This is a genomic window from Pectobacterium brasiliense, from assembly GCF_013449685.1.
Classification (GTDB): domain Bacteria; phylum Pseudomonadota; class Gammaproteobacteria; order Enterobacterales; family Enterobacteriaceae; genus Pectobacterium; species Pectobacterium brasiliense_A.
In genome coordinates this window covers 179,394-200,196 of the sequence record NZ_JACDSF010000017.1, presented here as the reverse complement: position 1 = coordinate 200,196, position 20,803 = coordinate 179,394, and the positions used below count along the sequence as shown (strand labels likewise).

Annotated in this window: 19 protein-coding genes; 9 read left to right on the top strand and 10 right to left on the bottom strand. The window is 53.5% G+C overall.

Translation table 11 applies throughout. The annotated features are described in order from the left end of the window. The first annotated feature begins 65 nt into the window (after nt 1-65). From H0248_RS08685 to iolB, 7 genes are all read left to right on the top strand, one after another. Nucleotides 66-1,004 (top strand): substrate-binding domain-containing protein, encoded by a 939-nt coding sequence (locus H0248_RS08685; protein ID WP_010308444.1) that lies wholly within the window; start codon nt 66-68, stop codon nt 1,002-1,004. A gap of 72 nt (nt 1,005-1,076) precedes the next feature. Continuing rightward, a complete protein-coding gene (locus H0248_RS08680; protein ID WP_180785598.1) occupies nt 1,077-2,624 on the top strand; it encodes a sugar ABC transporter ATP-binding protein in 1,548 nt (515 codons plus the stop codon). Nucleotides 2,625-2,636: 12 nt separating this feature from the next. Next, nucleotides 2,637-3,668 carry an ABC transporter permease gene (locus H0248_RS08675; RefSeq protein WP_010281439.1) on the top strand — a complete coding sequence of 344 codons (1,032 nt, stop codon included), beginning with the start codon at nt 2,637-2,639 and terminating at the stop codon, nt 3,666-3,668. Between the two features lie 29 nt (nt 3,669-3,697). Then, nucleotides 3,698-4,831: a Gfo/Idh/MocA family protein gene (locus H0248_RS08670; protein ID WP_039287661.1), complete on the top strand. Its 1,134-nt coding sequence runs from the start codon at nt 3,698-3,700 to the stop codon at nt 4,829-4,831. 57 nt (nt 4,832-4,888) lie between these two features. After that, the gene (locus tag H0248_RS08665; RefSeq protein ID WP_010281444.1) at nt 4,889-6,793 is read left to right on the top strand and encodes a bifunctional 5-dehydro-2-deoxygluconokinase/5-dehydro-2-deoxyphosphogluconate aldolase; all 1,905 of its coding nucleotides are present in this window, start codon (nt 4,889-4,891) and stop codon (nt 6,791-6,793) included. 35 nt (nt 6,794-6,828) lie between these two features. Then, complete coding sequence (gene iolE, locus H0248_RS08660; protein ID WP_103941545.1) at nt 6,829-7,719, top strand: myo-inosose-2 dehydratase; 891 nt, start codon at nt 6,829-6,831, stop codon at nt 7,717-7,719. Nucleotides 7,720-7,806: 87 nt separating this feature from the next. Beyond that, nucleotides 7,807-8,631 carry a 5-deoxy-glucuronate isomerase gene (gene iolB, locus H0248_RS08655; RefSeq protein WP_180785596.1) on the top strand — a complete coding sequence of 275 codons (825 nt, stop codon included), beginning with the start codon at nt 7,807-7,809 and terminating at the stop codon, nt 8,629-8,631. A gap of 87 nt (nt 8,632-8,718) precedes the next feature. Here the strand turns inward: iolB and H0248_RS08650 are convergent, their stop codons facing one another. The 6 genes from H0248_RS08650 to H0248_RS08625 all read right to left on the bottom strand — a co-directional run bounded on the left by H0248_RS08650 (nt 8,719) and on the right by H0248_RS08625 (nt 16,643). Then, a complete protein-coding gene (locus H0248_RS08650; protein ID WP_180785594.1) occupies nt 8,719-9,393 on the bottom strand; it encodes an ABC transporter ATP-binding protein in 675 nt (224 codons plus the stop codon). Nucleotides 9,394-9,414: 21 nt separating this feature from the next. Further along, complete coding sequence (locus tag H0248_RS08645; protein ID WP_180785593.1) at nt 9,415-11,112, bottom strand: ABC transporter permease; 1,698 nt, start codon at nt 11,110-11,112, stop codon at nt 9,415-9,417. Then, complete coding sequence (locus tag H0248_RS08640) at nt 11,096-12,148, bottom strand: Fe(3+) ABC transporter substrate-binding protein (RefSeq protein WP_180785592.1); 1,053 nt, start codon at nt 12,146-12,148, stop codon at nt 11,096-11,098. Before H0248_RS08640 ends, H0248_RS08645 begins: the two co-directional genes overlap by 17 nt. Before the next feature lie 233 nt (nt 12,149-12,381). Beyond that, complete coding sequence (locus tag H0248_RS08635; RefSeq protein ID WP_180785591.1) at nt 12,382-13,221, bottom strand: PRD domain-containing protein; 840 nt, start codon at nt 13,219-13,221, stop codon at nt 12,382-12,384. Nucleotides 13,222-13,314: 93 nt separating this feature from the next. Beyond that, nucleotides 13,315-14,778 carry a glycoside hydrolase family 1 protein gene (locus H0248_RS08630; protein ID WP_180785589.1) on the bottom strand — a complete coding sequence of 488 codons (1,464 nt, stop codon included), beginning with the start codon at nt 14,776-14,778 and terminating at the stop codon, nt 13,315-13,317. Further along, the gene (locus H0248_RS08625; protein ID WP_180785588.1) at nt 14,778-16,643 is read right to left on the bottom strand and encodes a beta-glucoside-specific PTS transporter subunit IIABC; all 1,866 of its coding nucleotides are present in this window, start codon (nt 16,641-16,643) and stop codon (nt 14,778-14,780) included. Before H0248_RS08625 ends, H0248_RS08630 begins: the two co-directional genes overlap by 1 nt. A 226-nt stretch (nt 16,644-16,869) precedes the next feature. Between H0248_RS08625 and H0248_RS08620 the strand changes: the two genes are divergently transcribed. After that, nucleotides 16,870-17,118, top strand: a complete 249-nt coding sequence (locus H0248_RS08620) for a hypothetical protein (RefSeq protein WP_240345950.1) — start codon at nt 16,870-16,872, stop codon at nt 17,116-17,118. Between the two features lie 29 nt (nt 17,119-17,147). Here H0248_RS08620 and H0248_RS08615 read toward each other — a convergent pair whose 3' ends face one another. From H0248_RS08615 to H0248_RS08600, 4 genes are all read right to left on the bottom strand, one after another. Then, nucleotides 17,148-17,954, bottom strand: a complete 807-nt coding sequence (locus H0248_RS08615; RefSeq protein ID WP_180785586.1) for a hypothetical protein — start codon at nt 17,952-17,954, stop codon at nt 17,148-17,150. 108 nt (nt 17,955-18,062) lie between these two features. Beyond that, complete coding sequence (locus tag H0248_RS08610; protein ID WP_180785584.1) at nt 18,063-18,515, bottom strand: hypothetical protein; 453 nt, start codon at nt 18,513-18,515, stop codon at nt 18,063-18,065. Between the two features lie 592 nt (nt 18,516-19,107). Further along, nucleotides 19,108-19,446, bottom strand: a complete 339-nt coding sequence (locus tag H0248_RS08605) for a DUF1869 domain-containing protein (protein ID WP_180785582.1) — start codon at nt 19,444-19,446, stop codon at nt 19,108-19,110. Between the two features lie 10 nt (nt 19,447-19,456). Continuing rightward, nucleotides 19,457-19,789, bottom strand: coding sequence for a DUF1971 domain-containing protein (locus tag H0248_RS08600; protein ID WP_180785580.1), 333 nt, complete (start codon nt 19,787-19,789; stop codon nt 19,457-19,459). A gap of 382 nt (nt 19,790-20,171) precedes the next feature. Between H0248_RS08600 and H0248_RS08595 the strand changes: the two genes are divergently transcribed. Then, a complete protein-coding gene (locus H0248_RS08595; RefSeq protein WP_180785578.1) occupies nt 20,172-20,762 on the top strand; it encodes a flavin reductase family protein in 591 nt (196 codons plus the stop codon). Nucleotides 20,763-20,803 lie beyond the last annotated feature (41 nt).

Below are 20,803 nucleotides of genomic sequence, written 5' to 3'. Positions count from 1 at the left end.
CACATCGCGTTTTACCTGCTTTCAACCCTACACCCATACTCATAACAGAAGCAGAGAAAAGACATATGAAAAAGATCATCAGCGTTTCCGCAATCGCCATCGCACTGGGTCTGTCTGGTTTTGCTCAGGCCCAAAATGAACAAATCGTTTTCAGTACCCCGAATCTCGCTATGCCGTTTGAAGTACATATGCAGCGCACCGCTGTTAAAGCCGCCAAAGAACTTGGCGTGAATTTGCAGGTGCTGGATGGACAGGGTAGCTCACCGAAGCAGGCCGCCGACTTGGAAAATGCGATTACGCGTGGCGCGCAGGGCTTTGTTGTATCGCCGAATGATGTTAACGCCGTGTCCAGCGCTGTGACCGACATTCAGGATGCCAAGCTGCCCGTGGTGACACTGGATCGTTCGGTAAAAACGGAAAAAGCGGTGCCACACTTTGGTGCCAATAACTATAAAGGCGGTCAGGCGATTGCCGACTATGTCAAAACCAAATTCCCAGATGGCGCAGAGATCATTCTGCTAACTGGTCAGCCGGGTTCGTCTTCTAACATCGAGCGTACCCAGGGGATTCGTGACAGCCTGAAAGCGGGTGGCAGTAAATACCACATCGTCGCGGACCAGACGGGGAACTGGATGCGTTCCGAAGGGATGCGCATTGTGGAAAGCGTTTTTCCTTCGCTGCCTAAACGCCCGCAGGTGATCCTCTCTGCGAATGACGACATGGCGCTCGGCGCGATTGAAGCGCTACAAGGGCAAGGCCTGAAACCCGGCGATGTGATGGTGACGGGCTTTGATGCCGTGCCAGAAGCACTGGCTCGCGTACGTGACGGCTGGCTAGCCGTGACTGCCGATCAACGTCCGGGCTACGCGGTGACCACTGCGTTGACGCAGTTGACCAACAACATCCGCAGTAAAGCGCCTATCACCGGGGCAGACTACCAACCGACCATGATCACCAAAGATAACCTGAACGATGCTGAACGTATTGGCGAAGCGGGTAAATAAGTCGTTTTCTACGTAATCAATAAAGGTATTCAGCAGGCCGCGTCCGCGCGGCCTTGCGGGAGGAAGGTAACCATGACGGAACCCCTACTGAACATTACCAATTTGGCAAAGAGCTTCTCCGGCGTTTGGGCGTTGAGCAACGCGCAGTTGACCGTACAACTGGGAGAGATTCATGCGCTATTGGGAGAAAACGGCGCGGGTAAATCGACGCTGTTGAAGGCGCTGGCTGGGGCGCAGCCGCAGACCAGTGGTGATATCTGGTTTGGTGGCGAGACGCTGTTACCGCTCGAGTCGCCCGTTGAGCGCCAAAAGCGGGGGATTATCACCATTTATCAGGAGTTTAATCTGCTGCCCAATATGAGCGTGGCGGAGAACATGTTCCTGGGACGTGAGCCGCAAAGCAGCGGTGTATTTGTGGACGCGCTGGCGGTGAACCGCGAGGCGAAAGCGGTACTGGATTATCTGAAATTGAACATTGCGCCGACGACGCAGGTGGCGCGTTTGAGCGTGGCACAGCAGCAGATGGTGGAGATTGCCAGAGCACTGACGCTGAACGCCAAGCTGATTGTGATGGATGAGCCGTCGGCGGCGCTGAGCGACAGTGAAGTTGACAGCTTGCACCGTGTGGTGCGCGAGCTGAAAGGGCGTGGTGTGAGTGTGGTGTATGTCACGCACCGGTTACACGAAGTCTTCCAACTGTGCGATCGGTTTACCGTATTTCAGGATGGCCGCTACACCGGTTCCGGCGACGTCGCCAGCACGAATGTGCAGGGGATTATTCGCCTGATGGTCGGCCGTGACGTGGTATTTAACCGCCGTCCGCCTTCGGAAACGCATCATCAGGATAAGCCGGTACGGCTGGCGGTGAAGGGCTTAAGCCGCGAAAAACCGCCGCTGGATGCGCACGGCATCGCGCTGAAGGACATCAACTTCCAGGTGCATGCGGGCGAAGTGCTCGGTATTGCCGGGCTGGTAGGTGCGGGGCGTACGGAAATCGCACGCTGCCTGTTTGGTGCCGACGCGTTCTCTACCGGTGAATTTGTGCTGGATGACGAACCCTATTATCCCTCCACGCCGCTGCATGCGCTGTCGCAAGGCATCGCGCTGGTGCCGGAAGACCGCAAGAAAGAGGGCGCAGTGCTGGGGTTGTCAATCAGGGAAAATATCTCGCTTTCCAACCTCTCGTCGCTGATGCGCTGGCGCTGGTTTGTCGACACCCGTAAGGAGGACGACCTGATTGACGCCTACCGTCAGGCGCTGCACATCAAGATGGTGAACAGCGAGCAGGAGGTGCGCAAGCTGTCGGGCGGTAACCAGCAAAAAGTGATTCTTGCCCGCTGTATGGCACTGAATCCCAAGGTATTGATTGTGGATGAGCCCACGCGCGGCATCGATGTCGGCACCAAGTCCGAGGTGCATCAGGTGCTGTTCGATATGGCGAAACGGGGCGTCGCCGTGATTGTGATTTCCTCCGACCTGCCGGAAATCATGGCGATTTCCGACCGCATTATCACGCTCAGCGAAGGGCGGATTAGCGGGGAAATTCATGGCGATGACGCCACAGAAGAAAAACTGATGACGATGATGGCCATTTGCCACGACGCATTACACGCAGCATAACGGAGGTGACGCATGTCCCAGCAGCCGCTTTCTAAGAGCATTACGCCGTCCAACCCGCGTGGACGTTTTGATCCGATTGCCTTTTTCGAACGCTTTGGCGTGTTTATTTTCATGATTCTGCTGCTGATCTTCTTTCAGTCGCAGAACAGCAATTTTCTGTCCGAGCGCAACATCACCAACATCCTGACCGAAGTCTCCATCTACGGCATCATGGCTGTGGGGATGACGTTCGTTATTCTGACTGCGGGGATCGACCTGTCCGTCGGCTCGATTCTGGCGGTGTGTGCCATCACCGCCGCCTCGGTCATTAAAGGCGACAACTTCACCACTGTCGATCCGGATGCCTGGTACGGTTTGAGCTGGCTGGTCGCCTTGGGCGTCTGCCTGGCGATGGGCACCTTCATTGGCTTCCTGCATGGTTTGGGTGTCACCAAACTGCGTCTGCCGCCGTTCATCGTCACACTGGGCGGGATGACGATCTGGCGTGGATTAACGCTGGTGATGAACGACGGTGCGCCGATTGCCGGTTTTGACCCCGGCTATCGCTGGTGGGGGCGAGGCGAGATCTTGGGTATTTCGGTGCCGATCTGGATCTTCGCACTGGTCGCTTTGCTGGGTTATCTGGCGCTGCATAAAACCCGCTGGGGCCGCTTTGTGTACGCCATCGGCGGCAACACCGAAGCCGCGCGGCTAGCTGGGGTGAACGTGCAGCGTGTGCTGGTCAGCGTTTACGTCGTGATTGGCTGTCTGGCCGGACTGGCGGGCTTCATTCTCAGCGCCCGTCTCGGTAGCGCAGAAGCAGTTGCGGGGATCACCTTCGAGCTGCGCGTCATCGCCTCGGTGGTTATCGGCGGTACCTCGCTGATGGGCGGCTACGGCCGGATCAGCGGTACCATTATCGGCTCGATCATCATGGGGATTCTGATTAACGGACTGGTGTTGATGAACGTCTCGGCTTACTACCAGCAGATTATCACTGGGTTAATTATCGTGCTGGCCGTGGCGTTCGACACCTATGCCAAGAGCCGTCGTGGCGCTATCTGAACCGACTCTTTTTTCGCACCGAGGTGGATATGAAGGATGTACGCATTGGGTTAATCGGCACTGGCTATATCGGTCGTGCGCATGCCATCGCCTACGCACAGGCACCGACGGTCTTCCCGCTGAAAGGTAATCTGGTGAAGGCGATGCTGGCAGAAGTCTCGCCGGAGCTGGCAGCCCGACGGGCGCAGGAGTTTGGCTTCCTGCGCTCCACAGGGGACTGGCGTGCGCTTGTGGCGGATCCAGACATTGACGTGGTGGATATCTGTGCGCCGAACTTTCTGCATAAGACGATGGCGATGGCGGCTATCCAGCACGGCAAGCACGTTTATTCGGAAAAACCGCTGGCGCTGAACGCGCGTGATGCCCGAGAAATGGTCGACGCCGCGCAGCAGGCTGGCGTGAAAACGCTGGTGGGCTTCAACTACATGAAGAACCCGACCTCACAGTTGGCCAAAGAGATTATCGCCAGCGGCGAGATTGGTGACGTGGTGCATTTTTACGGCACGCATAACGAAGATTATCTGGCCGACCCGAACAAACCGGCCGACTGGCACTGTTTCAAAGAAACGGCTGGGCTGGGCGCGCTGGGGGATCTGGCGGCGCATATCGTCAACATGGCGCAGTATCTGGTGGGGGATATCGCCAGCGTCTGCGGTGACCTGCAAACGGTGATTGCGCAGCGTCCGACGGCACCGGGCAGCAGCGAATTAGTACAGGTGGAGAATGAAGATCAGGCGCATGCAATGGTGCGGTTCGCCAGCGGCGCTCGCGGTGTGATTGAAACGTCGCGCATCGCCTGCGGCCGCAAAATGGGCCTGACCTATGTCGTGACCGGTACAAAAGGCACGCTGAGTTACACGCAGGAACGCATGGCGGAGCTGAAGCTTTATCGGCATGACGAACCGGAGAACCGGCAGGGATTTAAAACGCTGCTGACTGGGCCGCAGCATCCTGACTATGCGGCTTTTTGCGCCAGCGCCGGACACGGTATTGGATTTAACGATCAGAAAACGGTGGAGGTGCGCGATCTGATCGACGGTATTGCGGCTGACGTCCCGATGTGGCCGGATTTCGAAGAGGGCTGGAAAGTCTCGCGAGTTCTGGATGCGATCGTGCAGTCACACGAAACGGCGCGCTGGGTGAATGTGGATGAGGTGGGCTAATACGCCAGCTGACGTGATTTCTTCTTTTTTACAGGATTTTTTACAGGATTGGCCGCTATGAATAAGGAAAAGACGTTTGATGTGATTTGCATGGGGCGCGTTGCTGTCGATCTGTACGGGCAGCAAATCGGCGCGCGTCTGGAAGATATGGGCAGTTTTGCCAAGTATCTGGGCGGGTCGTCCGGCAACGTGGCTTACGGCACGGCGCGACAAGGACTACGTTCTTCTATGCTGGCGCGGGTGGGCGACGAGCATATGGGGCGCTTCCTGCGTGAAGAGTTGAATCAGGTTGGCTGTGACACCAGCCATTTAATTACCGATAAGGAACGTTTGACGGCGCTGGTGCTGTTGGGCATTAAAGATCGCGATACCTTTCCGCTGATTTTCTACCGCGATAACTGCGCCGATATGGCGATCTCACCGGAAGATTTCACCGAGGATTACATTGCGTCGTCACGCTGTCTGGCGATTACCGGCACGCATCTCTCTCACCCTAACACGCGTGAAGCGGTGCTGACGGCGCTGCAATACGCACGGCGCAACGGGGTGAAAACGGCGTTGGATATCGACTACCGTCCGGTGCTGTGGGGGCTGACGTCGCTGGGTGATGGCGAAACGCGTTTTGTTGAAGCGCAGGCGGTCACGGAGCAGTTGCAGCAGGTGCTGTCGCTGTTCGATGTGATTGTCGGCACCGAGGAGGAGTTCCACATTGCGGGTGGCAGCACAGATACCTTGCAGGCGCTACGCACTGTGCGGCAGCACACGCAGGCGGAACTGGTGTGCAAACGCGGGGCACTGGGGTGCTCGGTGTTTAGCGACGCGATTCCTGACCATCTGGATAAAGGCATCACGATCAAAGGCGTGCGCGTGGATGTGCTGAACGTGCTGGGGGCGGGCGATGCGTTTATGTCCGGCCTGCTGCGTGGCTATCTCAACGGAGAGGGCTGGGAGAAAGCCTGTGCGTACGCCAATGCCTGCGGCGCGCTGGTGGTATCACGCCACGGCTGTGCGCCAGCCATGCCAAGCAAGATCGAACTGGATAACTATCTGGCCCGCGCGGCGAGCGTCCCGCGCCCTGATTTGGACGAAGAACTTAACCATCTGCACCGTGTTACGACACGCCGTAAACAGTGGCATGAGCTGTGCGTGATCGCATTCGATCACCGCAGCCAGTTGGAAGACATGGCGCTGAACTGCGGCACGGAAATAAGCCGTATTCCGGCGCTGAAAAAGCTGATTCTGCGTGCCAGCTATGATGCGGCGCAGCAGGCAGGGCTGGAAGGCAAAGCTGGTCTGCTGTGCGACGGCACGTTCGGACAGGATGCGCTGAATGACATCACTGGGAAAGGCTGGTGGATCGGCCGGCCGATTGAGCTGCCGGGATCGCGTCCATTAATGATGGAGCGCGGCAATATTGGCTCACAGCTGGTGAGCTGGCCGCTAGAACACGTCGTGAAATGTCTGGTGTTCTTCCACCCGGAAGACGCTCACGCGCTACGGCGCGAGCAGGAAATGAAGGTGATGGAGGTCTATCAGGCCTGTCGTCAATCCGGCCATGAACTGCTGCTTGAAGTCATTCTGCCTGCGGGGATGCCGCACAGTGATGCGCTTTATCTGCGTGCGATTCAACGTTTCTACAACCTCGGCGTGCGGCCGGACTGGTGGAAACTGCCGCCACTGTCCTCCGAAGGCTGGGCGCAACTGACACCGCTGCTGGCGCAGCGCGATCCTTACTGCCGGGGCGTGGTAATTCTGGGGCTGGATGCGCCGCTGGAAACGTTGCAGCAGGGATTCAGCGCCGCCGTAGGCTTCCCGATTGTGAAAGGTTTTGCTGTCGGTCGTACCCTGTTTGCCCAGCCAGCACAAAAGTGGCTGCGTAACGAGATCGATGACGCCGAATTGATTGAGCAAGTTAAACATAACTATCTGCAACTGATCGCCGTCTGGCGTCAGCGCGGTTAACCCATTTCTATATGATCGAATAAAGGGAAAATAAGATGACTGTTCAACTTGGTATTAATCCACTCACCTGGACCAATGACGATCTGCCTTCTCTGGGCGCGGATACTCCGCTGGAAACCTGTCTGAGCGAAGGGCGGCAGGCTGGTTTCGCTGGTTTTGAATTAGGTAATAAATTCCCGCGTCAGGCCAGCGTGCTGGGGCCTATTCTGCAAGCGCACGATCTGCGCTTAGTCTCCGGCTGGTACTCCGGCGAACTGCTCACCCGCTCAGTAGAAGAAGAGATTGAAGCGGTGCAGGGGCATCTGGCATTGCTGCGCGACCTCGGCGCGACGGTACTGGTGTTTGCCGAAGTGACGGGCGCGATTCACGGCGACCAACAGAAACCGGTCCATCTGCGCCCGCGTTTCCCCGAAGAACGCTGGCCGGAATACGGCAAAAAACTGACCGAGTTTGCGCGCTACACGCAAAGTCAGGGCGTGCAGATTGCCTATCATCACCATATGGGGACGGTGATTGAAAGCGCGCAGGACGTGGACAATCTGATGGAACATACCGGGCCGGAAGTCGGGCTGCTGCTGGATACCGGACACTTTACGTTCGCGGGTGCCGATCCGGTTGCGGTAGCGAAGCGTTGGATTAACCGCATCAATCACGTTCACTGCAAAGACATTCGTCCAGACGTGCTGAAAGACGTGAAAAACCGCAAGACCAGTTTTCTGGATGCGGTTTTGAGCGGCGTCTTTACTGTGCCGGGCGATGGTTGCGTCGATTATCCGGCGGTGTTCAGTATCCTGAAAGCCCATAATTACAGTGGATGGCTGGTGGTCGAAGCGGAACAAGATCCGGCTGTCGCGCATCCGTTGACGTACGCGACGCTAGGCTACAATAACTTGCAACGTTTCGCCCAGCAGGCGGAATTGATCTGATTTGTGGTGATATCCCCCGCATCTTCACGCTGCCAGCCGACCAATGCGCAGGCAGCGTGAAGTCGGGGGGAGATAAGGAGGCAAAAGATGTCCCGATTGTTATCACGCCATCGTGCTCCTGACGAACATGGCCGTACCCAGCACATCACGCCGGAAACGGCGGGCTGGCGATACGTGGGGTTCGAGGTATATCAATTGGCACCGGAACAAGTGCTATCGCTGCCCGCCAGCGATAACGAACGCTGTCTGGTGCTGGTCAGCGGCAAGGCAACGGTTGTCACGCCAGGTGAGCGCTTTGAGCAGATTGGCGACAGAATGAGCCCGTTTGAGCGTAGAAAACCCTATGCGGTTTATGTCACGACGGGAGAGACGATTACAGTGACGGCGCACACCGCGCTGGAATTGGCCGTTTGCGCTGCACCGGGATTCGGCACGCACCCGACCCGGCTGATCGCCCCGCAGGATATCGATGCCGAGCAGCGTGGGGTCGGTAATAACCAGCGCTATGTGCATAATATTTTGCCGGAGGACAAAGCGGCAGATAGCCTGCTGGTGGTCGAAGTGTACACCGATGAAGGCTGCACCAGCTCTTATCCCAGCCACAAGCACGATGTCGATAATCCGCCGCAGGAAACCTATCTGGAAGAAACCTACTACCATCGTTTGAACCCAGAACAGGGATTCTGCCTGCAACGTGTCTATACCGATGACCGGTCATTAGATGAATGTATGGCGGTCTACAATAGGGATGTAGTGCAGGTGCCGCGCGGCTACCATCCGGTTGCCACCCTTGCAGGCTATGACAGCTACTACCTGAATGTGATGGCCGGCCCGACGCGCCAGTGGCGTTTCACCTGGGAAGCCGATCATCAGTGGATAAACAGTCCCGAGTATGCGGATAAGCGCAGATAGGGCAAGCGTAGCGTTGTTTATGATAATTAAAAACAGGAAGCTCGGTGTATGCTTCCTGTTTTTACAATAATGTATCCGTCATCAGCGTCATTCCCGCCATTCCAACGTGCCTGCTTTCAAATAGCCAATGTGGCTGGCCATCAGTTCGGCTTCCTGTTCGCTGTGTGTGACTAAGAGCGCGGTTTGTCCGGCGTCGCGCAGGATGTCGCGCACTTCCTGTCCCAGTCGTTTGCGGCTGTCGGGATCGAGGCTGGATAGCGGTTCGTCAAGCAGTAGCACAGCAGGTTGCGGGGCCAGCGCTCGCGCGAGTGCAATACGTTGCTGTTGTCCGCCGGACATCTCATGCGGATAGCGCTGTGCCAGCGAGACGAGATCGACCAGCTCAAGCATGGCGCGGACGTGCGATTGCTGGAGATCCTTCGGCTGTTTTCTCAGGCCGAAAGCAATGTTCTGCGCGGCGGTCAGATGGGGAAACAGCGCGTAGTCCTGAAACACCATCCCGACGTTGCGCAGTTCCGGCGGCAGATGCACGTCCGGACCCGCCACACAGCGTCCGCCGACGTGAATCGTTCCCTGAGTCAGGTGTTCAAAACCCGCAATCGCGCGTAAGGCCGTGGTTTTACCGCATCCTGATGCGCCCAGCAGACAGGCCAACTCGCCCGCGGCAACTTCCATAGAAAAACCGTTTAGCACGTGATGCACATTGTGCTTGTGCCCGTAGGCGACGTGGACATTATTCAGAACGAGTGTAGCCTCAGACACCTTGACTCTTCCTCATGATTTTCATTCTTTCTCAACCGACGTTTTTAGCTGGCTGCGGGCCAGCAGCACAACGGGCAGCGTACCCGCCAGCACGATCAGCAGTGCGGCAATCGCGCCTTCTTCGTAGGTGCCTCTGGCGGCTTCGGCATACAAAACGGTCGCCAGCGTTTCGAAATTAACCGGCCGTAGCAGCAGCGTGGCGGGGAGTTCTTTCATCGCGTCGGCAAACACCAGCAGCGCACTGGTCACCAGCGCGGGGCGCAGTAGGGGAAGGTGCACGCGGAAAAAGGTGACGAATTCACTTTCGCCCAGCAGACGCGATGCCTGTTCCATCACGGGCGGAATGCGCGTCAGCCCCGCATCAAGTGCCCCAATCCCAATCGCCATAAAGCGAATGGCGCAGCAGACTACCAGGAGAATACCGACGGAAAGCAGCGGCAATCCCTTATAACCTATCAATCCAGCGAGAAAATTATCTGTCGCCATGCCGGGCGTCAGCATGCCAATCGCCAGTACCGTACCGGGCACGGCATAGCCCAGCGAGGCGATTCTCAGTATCGTGCGGCGACGTTCTGGTGAACGGTCAGTGATGGCTGAATGACGGGCATACCAGGCAATAATCAGGCTGACGAACGTGACGACCAACGTGACGCCAACGGCCAGCAGCAGCGAGTTCTGCAACGACTGTATCAGACCCGCGGAGATCGTCACGCTATCGCCCAGTCGTTTCGCGCTTTCCCAGGCCAGAAAGAGGGCAGGGGCGATGAAGCCGAGCAGGATAGGTAACGCGGTCACACCGGTTGCCAACCAGGCGCGTACACCTTTCAGCGGTGCGGGCATGATGCCGCGCATCTGTCGGCTGGTGCCGTAGCGCTGGTTTTTCCGGCCGTAATATTCCAGCGTCAGCAGCAGGATAACGACCGTCAGCATCGTGCAGGCAATCTGTGCCGCGGCGGGTAAATCCGAACGGGTGACCCAGGTGGTGTAAACCGTCACGGTCAGCGTATTGACCCCAAGGAACTCGGAGGCACCAATATCATTCAGCGTTTCCAGCAAGGCCAAACTGGTGCCGACGGCCAACGCAGGGCGTGCCATCGGCAGGGCGACGTGCAGGAAAGTGCCGGTTGCGGTCAATCCTAGTGTGCGAGCGGCTTCCAGCAAGTGTGCTGGCTGGCTGATAAACATTGCGCGCATGGTTAGATAAACGTACGGATAGAGCACCAGACCGAGTAGCAGAATCGCGCCCGTCATGGATCGCAGATCCGGCAGGCGGAACTGACGCGGGCTGTCGTAGCCGAGCACGCTGCGGATCGCTTCCTGAATTGGCCCTATCGGATGCAGCAGATCGAGCCAGGCAAACGCGACAATATAGGTTGGCATCGCCAGCGGTAGCAGCAGCGCCCAGCTAACGAGCTGTCTGCCGGGGAAATCAAACGCGGTCACCAGCCAGGCGCAGCCTGCACCAATCACCATGACGAGTGCGCCGACGCCGACGAGCAGAATGAGCGTGTTGAGTGCGGCATCGGGTAGCACGTAGCGCATCAGGTGATCCCAATGGCCAACACCCGCGCCAGCCGCTAGCCAAAGCAGGGAAACCAGCGGAGCCAGTACGCCGAGTGCAATGATGACGGCAGCGATGCGAAGCGGAGAAAAAAAGAGGCGCGGCCGCCCGAAGGCGCCGCGCAGGGTTGACGAACCGGTCTTATTGATCGAATCCAACTTTATCTACCAACTGACTAGCCTGTTTACGGAATTTAACGATGTCAGTCAGCGGAATGCTATCCACATTCACTTCACCAATCGTGCTGCCGATGGTTGAGTCCAGCGCGACGCCTTTACGAACCGGATATTCGTAGTTCGCCTGTGCATAGATCTGCTGAGCTGGTGCGGAGACCAGGTATTCCATCAATTTCACGGCTTGATCTTTATGTGGTGCGTGGCGTGCAATAGCTGCACCGCTGATATTGACGTGTGTGCCACCGTTCTCAAAGGTAGGCTGAACGACTTTGATAGCATCGCCCCATTTACGGGCATCGGTGCCTTCTTTGGCGTTCTTCATATGGCCGACATAATAGGAGTTCGCCAGACCCACATCGCAGATACCACCGAGGATATCGCGCGCAACGTCGCGGTCACCGCCAGTCGCTTTACGCGCCAGATTGTCTTTCACACCGCGCAGCCAGGTTTCGGTTTTGGCTTCGCCGTGGTGGGCAATCATCGCGGCAACCAGTGCGGTATTGTAAGGGTGTTGACCCGCACGGATACACACTTTGCCTTTCCATTTCGGATCGGCCAGATTTTCGTAAGTCATGCCGGTCAGCGGCAGTGATTTTTCTGCATAGAGCACGCGAGAGCGCATCGACAGACCAAACCATTGGTTATCTTTGTCACGTAGCGCCGCCGGGATAGCCTCGGTTAATGCACTGGACTGGATCGGCTGTGTAACCCCAGCTTCTACCAGATCGATCAGGTTACCGGCATCAACGGTCATCAGCAGGTCAGCCGGTGAGTTTTGGCCTTCTGCCTTCACTCGCTCCAGCATGCCGTCCTTGATGAACACGGTATTCACTTTAACCGACGTCTCTTTGGTGAACGCATCCAGCAGCGGCTGAATCAGGCCGGGCTCACGCGTGGTGTAGAGCGTCAGAGAGTCATCTGCGGCAGCAGCAGGCAGGGCATAGGCCACCATCAGCGATGAGGCTACTAGCGTCAGCAGGCGCGCTTTTTTGCGCAGAACAGACAGCGTTTTTGACATGTTATTATCTTCTCCAGAGTGAATGTGATGCGTAAATTAATAAAATAAGGAGATATTTTAGGCAGGTGACAGAAACTATATATGATAATCACTCTTGTTTGCAATCTCATTAGTACTTGCGCGCTGTTATCGTGATGCGGGTCAACATACCGCCTCATCGAGACGGCTTGCTGTCTTATTGGTCTGCGCGTGGGTAAAACAGCGCCAGGTGATTATGTTGAGTGAGGCGAGCGCTACTGCGTCTGGCTTTCGGCCAGCCTGCTGATATGCATGGTCAGCCAGGTGAGTTCTTCTTTCGGCAAGGCCATTTGGTATTTTTCCTGTACGTAATCCCTGATGGCCCAGGAAATCGCCATCGCTTCAGGATAGTGTTTCAGCAGTTCCTGATAGAAATCGTCTGTGCGTCCCGGTGCGATTTTACGGGCAATGACCCGTTCGGAGAAATAGCGCAGATGGGTGATAAAACGCAGATAATCGACGGCGTTGACATCAATATTCTTGTTTAACTTATAGCGGACAATCTCCGCCAGACGATTCACCAACTGCACCTGCTGGTGGGCATCGGCAATTTCGGCGCTGCCGGCGGCATTGATGAGGTGGAACGCGATATTGATGGCTTCGTCATCGGGTAGCGTGACGTTAAAGCGTGCCGACACGCGATCTTTTGCCTGCACGCCGAGGGCGTACTCTTTTTGGTAATAGCGTTTCACTTCCCAACTGAGCTTATTGATGAAGTGGTTGCCCGTTTTGCTACGCTCAACGGCAAAATAGAGATGTTCCGCCAGCGTAAAGAACAGCACCGAATTAAGCTTTTCGGCGTACTGACTTTGCGCCAGCGTGACGATCTCATGCGTGATGTCAAAAAAAGCCGCAGGAATGGTGTCGGTCAATGAAAGAAAATGCCGTGATTTCAGGTTTTCCAGCGGAATGAAAACCTGCTCAACGTGCGTCACATCAATCAATGAACCGGGTTTGGCACCAAATCCGATGCCTTTACCCAACAGGATCATCTCCTGCTGTTCATGGTCGACTAACAGCATGCTGTTATTTAACGCTTTTTTCACTTTAATCACGTTTTTCTTCCACTCATGCTGGTTTTCTCATTACGTTTTCCAATCACAGTCATTTCCTGTCATTGCGCACGTAGCCTGCGGCAGCGCTGTCTGTCAGGTGAGGTCGGCACCGTTGGTCGCGATAACCTTCTGATACCAGTAGAACGAATCCTTCCTCAGCCGCGCCAGCGAACCGTTGCCCTCATCATCCTGATCGACATAGATAAAGCCATAGCGTTTGGACATTTGTGATGTGCCCGCGCTGATGATGTCAATCGCCCCCCAACTGGTGAACCCCATCAGTTCAACGCCTTCGCCAATCGCTTCACGCATTTGCTCGAAATGTGAACGGAAGTAGTCAACGCGGTAAGGATCGTGGATTTTGCCGTTTTCGACAACGTCTTTCGCACCCAGCCCATTTTCGACAATAAACAACGGCTTCTGGTAGCGATCGTAAAGCTCCAGCAGGGAGATTTTTAGCCCGACAGGGTCGATCTGCCATCCCCAATCTGAGGCCGGCAGGTACGGGTTTTTCACGCCCAGAACGGTATTCCCCGGGATTCTCTCGGCGTCCGGCTGTGTGGATTCGGTGAGCGACATGTAATAGCTGAACGACACAAAATCCACGGTGTGCTGCTTGAGAATGGCCAGATCGTCGGGCTGCATGGTGATGTGAATACCGCGTCGTTCAAGGTCGCGCTTGATGAGCGGCGGATATTCACCGAACACCTGCACATCGGCATAAAAATAGTTTTCAAGATTCTTTTTCAGCGCGGCTTCGACATCTTCCGGGCGGCAGGAGTGCGGATAGGTCGTCAGCTTGGTCGGCATGCAACCGACCTGGCTGCCGGGGATTTTTTCATGGCAGTCGCGGGTGACGATAGCCGAGGCAACAAACTGGTGATGCAACCCCTGATAAATATCCTGTTTGGCCTGTCCCGGTGCGCTTTTCTCTTCACGGATACCTGCGGTGGTAAACGGATGACGATGGATACTGTCGATCTCGTTAAAGGTTAGCCAGTAGCGCACCAGATCCTTATAGCGATCGAAGCAGACATTGCTAAAGCGTACAAAGGCATCCAGCACGTTGCGGTGTACCCAGCCATTGTATTTCTCACTCAGCGCCAGCGGCATTTCGTAGTGTGAAAGCGTCACCAGCGGTTCGATGCCGTGCTTGCGCATCTCGCGGAACAGATCGTCGTAAAACTGTAAGCCCGCTTCATTCGGCGCGCTGTCTTCTCCGGTCGGAAAGATGCGCGACCAGGCGATAGAGACGCGCAGCACCTTGAAGCCCATTTCGGCAAACAGCGCCAGATCGCCTTGATAGCGGTGGTAAAAATCGATGCCGCGCCGCTTGGGATAAAACGCGTCATTTTTTCCGTTGAGCGCGTCGGCGATGTTTTCATCTGTCAACGCCATATGGGCATGGTAATTCTTCAGGTCGAGATTCGGCTTCCAGGTAATGGCGTCCGCGACCGACGGCCCCTTGCCGTCTTCATTCCATGCGCCTTCGGCCTGATTAGCGGCAATCGCGCCGCCCCATAAAAAGTGTTCCGGGAATGCGATGTTTTTATCCATTACACAGACTCCTTTAAGGTCATGATGATGGTGTTAGAAGGGATGGCGACGTCAGTGGCTTCCGGTATCACACGAAAGCGCTCGCTGTTGGTGATAACCATCATGACGACGGGATCGTAACCCGCAGCGATGAGGCTATCGAGGTCAAATTCAACGAGGACATCGCCGGTATTAACCTGTTGGCCGGCCGTGACTTTCGGCTGAAAGCCCTGACCATTGAGTTTGATGGTATCGATACCGATATGGAAAATCAGTTCGGCACCGCTGTCGGTGAGCATGCTGACGGCATGGCCCGTTTCAAATACGTTCTCAATGGTGCCGTTCGCCGGCGCGTAGAGCACGCCTTTCTCGGGGATGATGGCAATGCCGTCACCCATAATTCGTTTGGAGAAGATCTCATCATTCACGTTGTCCAGCGCAATCACTTTTCCTTCAATCGGGCTGGCGAACTGGCATTCGGTAACAGCGTGATGGTTTTCTTCTACGGGGACGACAGGTTTCTCTTCTCGCCAGAGGAACAGGGCGGAGAGAAAAGCGATGACAAAAGAGAGCACCGCACCGGCGATGGCATAGACGATATTCCAGCTATTTTCCGGCGAGATAAACATGGAGATACTAGCCAGGCCGGGGCCAACCAGCGCAAAGGCTTCAATCGCCATCCAACCGATAAACGCCCCGCCGACCAGGCTACCTGCGATCACGCTATAGAGCGCTTTTTTATTCAGCAGCGTAATCCCGTATAGCGCGGGTTCGGTGATGCCGAACAGGGCAGAAATACCGGCTGAAATCGCCGTTGATTTTAGCGTTTTGTCTTTGCTTTTGAGCGCAATCGCCATACAGGCACCCGATTCGGCAATGTTGTGCGCAAGCGACGCGGGCAGATAGAGCATTTCCTTGCCAAACTGGCTCATGGAGGAAACGGCATAGGGCAGCATTGGTTTATGCATCCCCGACGCCACCATGAAGGGTAGCGCCGCGGCGAGCAACCCTGTCGCCACAAAACCCAGCTTGCTGTACAGCCAGAGGATCACGCTAGCCAGACCCGCACCGAGTTCATAACCGAGCGGGCCAAGTACCAACAGCGTGACGGGAACGGTAACCAACAGCGACAGCATCGGTGACAGGAAAATACGCAGCGCGCTCGGCGAGTAGCGATTGAAGAGCTTTTCGGTTTGCGCATAAAAAATCACGCACAGGATCGCCGGGAAAACCTGCGACGCGTAAGCGACGTTCTTCAGGTCGAGGGAGAGAAACTCCGCACCGTCCGCCAGCTGTTTAGACATGGCCGGCAGCACCATCACAGAGACGGCAGAAACGGCAACCAGCACATTCACTTTCAGTTTCATTGCGGTGGTGATACCCACCAGAATCGGCAGAAAATAGAGTGGGGCGGAACCGATATTATCCAGCACTTTATACGTTGAGCTGTTTTTGGTGAGCCAACCGAGCAGATCCAGCAGCAGTAACAGCGATTTGAGCACGCCGCCACCGGCAATCGCAGGCACCAGCGGCTGAAAAATGCTGATGATAAAATCGATAGCAACAGCGGTGCGATTGGTTTTTGCTGGCACGGCGCGATCTGTTTTCTTACGGCCTGCCGCGAGGTTCTGCACCGCCTCGTACACCTGCATCACTTCGCCACCGATGATCACCTGGCACTGGACGTTAACCCGAACGCCCAGCACGCCCGGCACCTTTTCCAGTTCGTTCTGGTTTACCTGGCTGTTGTCATAAAGACTGAGCCGTAGCCGTGTAGAACAGTGTTCAATGTGCTCAATGTTGTCAATTCCACCAACTAACGTGATGATTTTTTCAGCGGTAGTGGCATAGGCTGTCGCGTTATTATCTGCTGCTGTGTGGCTCATACGACGATTCCCCTGATCCAGAAACGAAAAAAGACCTGAAGCTCTTCCCATGATGTTGAGTGGGAGAGCTTCAGGTCTTGCCTAGAAAACTAGTTACACGCCTGTGCTGCTGTTGTAATTCCTTGTACGCGGGAAAGTCAAACAGATCGTGCTGCCTTAATGGGTAAGTGTGATGACAATAGCAGAATGGAGGGCTTAGCGCTGACAGCGCCGATGCATCTCAGGCATGTTGCATAAAACATGGCGCTTTTTAACCGATGATAAATCACGGAACGAGGTAGGTTTGCAAAGCGCAAGTGGGCGTACGGTCAGTATTGACTATTTGGGTGCCAGCATCTTGATCGTCACGGCAGATCTTTCCAACGAGGAACCTGATGGCGTGATACGTCGGACTGATTCTGCAATGTACGCCAATAAAATCACGCGAAAGAAAGATCAAATCCGTGCTTTTGAGGTCATCACAGCACAATCGTAAATGCCTGAGCAGAGGTCATCATCTGCTTATCAGGCGTCTTTGGTGGTATCCAGAGTGAGTTTGCCATCTTCTAAATGAAGTTTGGTGGGGGAAAGGAGTTCAAACAGGCGGTTGAACGGATCGGCATCTTTGCCTGATTCCCCCGTCATAAAGTTGAAGTCCATTTCTATCAGGTACTTCAGGCGCGGTACATAGCCTTCCGGTGCCTGCGCTTGTTCGATTAATGGCAGGCTTTCATGGTGATCTAACACCATCTTGAAAAATTCGGTTTGTTTAAACTCGCCGCGATTCCACTCTAGTTTACTTTGTGCCATGGCCATTGTGCGCCACACTTGCTCCTGGTCATAAGCCTCGCTCCAGGCCGCACGCCGCTCATTCACTGTAAAGGTTCCGCTGTCGTCATAGGTAATTAGCGCCAGCTGTTCACGAGACAGGCCTTTGAAGGGATTACTTCCTTGACCATTGGCGTACGCTGTAGCTTGTTTCGCTCTGGCTAATCGCTCGGGGTCATCGCTATTGGGGACTTCCGCATCATGGGTTTTTCTGTTATTGGCGTAATTCACACCGACCAATTCATCATCCACGCTTCTGGCTCTGGCGGCCAATGTACTGCGATCGCTTTTGGCGTCTCTGGCTTCGGCCCTGACGGCAGCGTCGCTAAGTTGTTTTGCCAGCGTGGTGATACCGCTATTTTTTTTATTTGAATAACCATCAGCCCCTGTAGATGCGGGCTGTGTGCCTTCGAATACGTTTTCCTGCTTTTTTATCGAGCGATTGTCATTAATGGACTGCGTATCTGCCACCGTACTTTTTGAAAGGCCATTGAAGCTAATCATTCGTTCTTCTCACTCGTTGTGATTCAGGGATAAGTAACGACTTATGTTGCTTATCCCTATTCATAAAAAACGGCTGAGTGGTTGCTCAGCTATTTTTAGTAAGGGGGGTTATCGTATGCTAATTTCTACATCTGAGTCGTGAGTATTCACGTTGGCATACGTCACTCTCAGGTCGCAGCGTGCGCCGTTGCTCGGCGTGGTGCTCTTAGTCCATTGAGGGATTTTATTGCCCAACACATACTTCACAGTATATGTCATATCAAACTGGCAAACTTTGGCACCAACTTTGTAACGAACATGCATTGAACCAACGTCACTGATGGGATTGGAGATCGTATATTGATCTGAATCCCCAGACCTAACGCTTTCTTTTGGCTTCGGTGAAGCATTCGCCTGTGAGAAAATTTCTGCTGTTGTCATCGGAGAAAAAACAGCGGCAGGGGCGGAGGATGCGCCAAGATTCTTAAAGGTGACATTGAATTTCGGGCCCGCATTAGCAGATGCTGATGCAAAAAGGGCTGTCATTAACAGTGAGGACAACAGAATATTGCTTGATTTCATTTGAAAAAACTCCATGTATTTTCATCTATGACAACAGTCTTTTTATTCTTTCTAACCAACTACGCGGAATACGACGCTGTGTGCTGTAGCCATAAACGCAGGCAGACCACGTGATTTAATAATAAATCGGCATTATATAAAAAATGTTTAAGTACTTATGGTTATTTTAATAACGCTTTATAGGTTTTTGAGTTATATTTTATTTCTTTGCTTATTTTGTTCGAAGTAATGATTATTGTGGTAATTATTATCGTGGCTATCTCTATTTGCGGGGGGGGGGTATACGTTTGGCTACTGGTTCCGCTTACTGAATGAGATAATTAGCTAATGCTAACGTGACTGTACTCCTCAGGGTAATAAGCGATACAGATAAAAAGAGTAATCATATTGATGATTGCAGTCGATGAACCTGCACTGCGGGGGGAATGACTGTTTTAGTAATCAGAGTAGGATACAGAGGCGCTTGTTAAGTCAGCAGACATCCAGCGCCTATTTTTTTAATGAGTAGGGGTACGAAAGGTAACGCTTAAATAATCCGCGCGGCGGAACGTCGATACATAGGCAACTTGACGTATGACGAGTCTATACGGTTTTACCAGCCGCAGACGTTAGTGTCTTCGTCTGCATCGTAGCCACGTACAATATTAACCAATTCTTTTACTGCTTCAGCTGAAATCAGCTTATCTTTTAATTCTTCGACCGTAGCGAGATCTTTATCAACAGACACGCCGTTATTATTATTCGTGACTGTCAGCAAAAAACCTTTTTTATTATCATTGGCTGAAGGCAGTTCGTTGAGTAATTCCACGACTGCGCCTGCCGCGAAATCTGGTACATAAAAAGCCATCGGTTTAAGATAAACTTTTTCTGCTTTTTCATTATTTTCGCGGTTCAACAGTGTTAACGAATAGCCTTTATTTTCACTTGTCATTATGTTTACCTCAACCTTCTATCAAAATTTTTGGATCGACATAAAAGTCCACGTTAAATAGCGTATCATCAGATAACGCTTCGATTCGGTGCCATTTCTCTGGGGGGAATACGCCAAATTGTCCGGCTTCGATAGTTAGCGTTTCGACGGGTTCAGAACTTGCCTCATCCGCGTAACCATAATAACGAATCGTCCCTTGCATCACGCACAAGCGCGGGTAAACGCCTTGCCGCGTCCCTGCATCCAAATGGCGCTTCCAGATAGACGCTGGGGCTGTTTCTTTTGTCCAGAAAGGGGTTGTACGGGTATGAACATAATTCGCTGGTATAACAATTCGTTCCATGTTTAAACCTCATGCTTTACCCAGCCACATTGCAGGGCGGGAAGGAAAAAACCATATAGTGCATATCATATACCTCTTTTAATGTTTGTGAATTATTTTCTACTCATTAATTTTTCACAATACCGCAATATCTCGCAAAAAGTCCTTATTTTTCAGGGGGAATTTTTCTCATATCGGTTATTTTTTTTCGCCGATGGATTGAAACGGAAACTAACATCAAGGAATAGTTACATTAAGTTATTTTTTGATGTTCTACTTATTAGGGAGGTTGAATTGAATGCATTAACCTTACCGCTACTCAATTGGAGTTATTGTTAAAAATAAATCAAAAGAGTAAAAATGAGAAAATATAACGCTACTCTATAGTGAGATTTTAACTTAAATGAAAAAGAACGTAAAACTCAGTTCATTTTATTATGGTTTCCCTGTTTTCCTTGTTACGACGATTGATAATAGCAACGGAGAGGTCAATGTCGCTTCTATATCGTCGTCAATTTCTCTCGGTGATAAAATTATTATTGGTGTCACGAAAGGAAGTAAAACCTACAGTAATTTATTATCCGGATCCGATGTTGTCATCAATATTCCGGATTACACACTGTGGGAGAAAGTTGAAGAACTGGGTAAGTTGACTGGGAGCGATACGTTGTCTGAAGGCCAGATTAAATGGGGCGTTCAGGTCTGCCACGATAAATTCTCCAAGGTTGGCCTTCATACCGAAGCCTCTACCGATATCACGCCGCCTCGGGTGATTGAGTGCCCTATTCAGGCGGAATGTAAAACCGTCAGTACGACGGACAAAGGCCGTTTTATTCTTGTCGAACTGGATATTGCTAATGTTTGGGTGGATAGCGAGCTATTAGGGGAAAATGATGTTGTCGATTCATCAAAATGGAAGCCGCTGATCTACAACTTCCGCGAATACGACACCACGGGTGACGCATTAGGTTTTAATTTTAAATACGGTCATTAATTTTATTGAGAGCGCGCTGCTGCTTTTTGTATACCAGATGT